This is a genomic window from bacterium (assembly GCA_030654305.1).
Classification (GTDB): domain Bacteria; phylum Krumholzibacteriota; class Krumholzibacteriia; order LZORAL124-64-63; family LZORAL124-64-63; genus PNOJ01.
Genome location: JAURXS010000275.1, coordinates 1 through 1,373, shown reverse-complemented (window position 1 = coordinate 1,373; position 1,373 = coordinate 1). Strand labels below are relative to the sequence as shown.

Here is a 1,373-nt window from a genome sequence, read left to right as displayed (position 1 = left end):
TTAATGCACTAGCCGTATCTCGACAGACTTATTGAGTCGTTGCCCGGCAGTGTTGGTCAGTCTTTGGCCCCACGCCGGCGCAGGCGCTGCTGCAAGCGGTCGAGATAGATATAAAAAACCGGGGTGATATAGAGGGTCAGGGTCTGGGAAAAGAGCAGCCCGCCCACCACCGCCAGGCCAAGCGGCCGGCGCGATTCCCCCCCGGCGCCAAGGCCCATGGCAATGGGCAGACCGGCCATCAGCGCCGCCATGGTGGTCATCATGATCGGCCGGAAGCGGATGCTGCAGGCCTTCACGATGGCCGCTTCCGCCGCCGTGCCCCGGCGCTTCTCGTCCAGCGCGAAGTCGATCATCATGATGGCGTTCTTCTTCACCACGCCGATCAGCATGATCAGCCCGACGAAGCTGTACAGGCTCAGGTCGGCCTTGAAGACCAGCAGCGTCAGCAGCGCCCCGAACAGCGCGAAGGGCAGGCCCGTCAGGATCGTGATCGGGTGCACGAAGCTCTCGTAGAGGATGCCCAGGATCAGGTAGATGACCAGGATGGCGATGATCAGCATCGACGTCATGCCGGCCTGCGAGGCCTTGAACGCCTGCGCGGTGCCCGCGAAGTTGGTGACGATCGACGACGGCAGCGTCTCGCGCGCGATGCGGTTGACGGCCTCCACCCCCTCGCTCAGCGCCACCCCCTCGCCCAGGTTGAAGGACACCGTCACCGACGGCAGCTGCCCCGAGTGGTTCACCGTGAGCGGCCCGACGCCGGGCACGATCTGCGCGATCGCCGACAGCGGCACCAGGGCGCCGCCCGCGGCCCTCACGTAGAGCCGGCCGATGGCCGCCGCGTCGCGCTGGCGCTCCGGCAGCAGCTCCATCAGCACGTAGTACTGGTTGTTGGGGGCCAGGATGGTCGACACCTGCCGCGTGCCGAACGCGGAGTAGAGCGTCTCCTCGATCGCCCGCGGCGTCACGCCGAGCGAGGCGGCGCGGTCGCGGTCGATGACCACGTCGATCTCCGGGTTGCTCACCCGCAGGTCGCTGTTCACGTCGCGCAGCTTCGGCTCCCGGCGCAGCCCGGCCTCGAAGCCGGGCGCGGCCGCGTACAGCGCGTCGAGGTCCGCCGACTGCATGGTGAACTGGTAGAGCCCCGAGGCGAAGCGCGCGCCGATGTTGATGGCCGGCGGGTTGGTGACGAAGGCGCGGATGCCCGGGATCGCGGCCAGCTTGCCGCGCAGGCTGTTGACGACCTCGTCGGCGCTCAGCTCCCGCTCGGCGCGCGGCTTCAGCCGCAGGAAGAAGCGCCCCTGGTTGCCGGAGGCGGTCGGGCCGCCGGCCCCCACGCTCGACATGAAGACGTCGACGTTCGGGTCCTGCGC

1 protein-coding gene is annotated in these 1,373 nt (G+C 68.4%); it reads right to left on the bottom strand.

Going from position 1 to position 1,373, the window contains the following annotated elements; all coding sequences use genetic code 11:
* Positions 1-56 precede the first annotated feature (56 nt).
* Positions 57-1,373 (bottom strand): efflux RND transporter permease subunit (locus tag Q7W29_07910; GenBank protein ID MDO9171740.1); only part of this gene is annotated, 1,317 nt, incomplete at its 5' end.